At 32.1% G+C, this 1,105-nt stretch carries 2 protein-coding genes; both read left to right on the top strand.

The window, feature by feature from the left end; all coding sequences use genetic code 11:
* The coding region (locus tag ACZQCL_RS09280; RefSeq protein ID WP_482482988.1) for a pyridoxamine 5'-phosphate oxidase family protein at nucleotides 1-267 on the top strand (267 nt) is incomplete at its 5' end.
* A 55-nt stretch (nucleotides 268-322) separates the two neighbouring features.
* Nucleotides 323-1,105 (top strand): DUF7309 domain-containing protein (locus tag ACZQCL_RS09275; protein WP_482482986.1); only part of this gene is annotated, 783 nt, incomplete at its 3' end.

Raw genomic sequence — 1,105 nt, 5'->3', positions numbered from 1 at the left:
TGTGATAAGGCAAGCTTTTGTGTCATGGATAAAGGTTTTAAAAAAGATGGTGAATGGGCCGTTCATTATCAGAGTGTGATTGTGTTTGGAAAAATCAAAATGGTAAATGATCCAGATAAAGTCAAAGAAATATGTACGCAACTCTGCCTAAAATTTACCAATGATCAAAATTATATTGATCATGAATTAAAATATTCCGGACCTAGTGTACAATGTTTTGAACTCATTCCTGATTATATATCTGGAAAAATCATTAAGGAATCTTAATTGAGTTTAGCATGCAGTAATGTTACTATTAATACAATAAAGTTGAGGAATTATTATGGCAACACCAGCAACATTAGAACAATGGAAAGAACTCTATGATTTAGCTATTGAAATCACAAAATTAAAGCCTTGGAACTCATATTGGGACATGGATTTAATTGCGGTAGAAACAAAGAAAAATGAAGAACCAAACTTCGTATCCATTATGGGTAAAAGTGGAACATGCACAGGTATCAGTGTTTATCGAGGCATGGAAGGTTATAGTGATTTTTGTCAAATCTGCAATGACGACTATAATGTACCTGCAACGTTTGTGATGTCCGATCAAAACTGCATTACTTGTTATTGGGGAAATCGTGATGAAATCGATGATGAAATGTATTCAATTATCAAACAATTAGGTCTTCGTTTTCGTGGCAATGGAAACTGGATTTATTTTAAAACTTTTGAAAAGAAAAGTTTTCCAAGCCTTCCAAACTATGGTGAAATCAAAATGTTGATTGAAACCTATAAAGGATTGATTGAAACATTAAAACATGAAGATTATCAAGAGTCCATCTTTGAAGGAGGAGATATTCTCTACACACAAAAAGATGAAGATGGAAATTGGTTCTCTTATACTGTACCTAGGCCTATGGAACCAGAACGTTATAATACGATTCTTGTCAATGATTCAAATCTAATTGATTATTTTAAAAATATAAAGGATGGAGATTTAGAACTTGCGATTGATATGGATTATATGATGGTTCCCACAAATGATGAAGGTTTTGAAAGGCCCATCAATCCATTAGCCTATATAGTATTTGATTTAAGAAATAACCAAATTTTACACTTT

It is taken from the genome of Holdemanella sp., from assembly GCF_056804935.1.
This window is presented reverse-complemented; position numbering and strand designations above follow the sequence as displayed.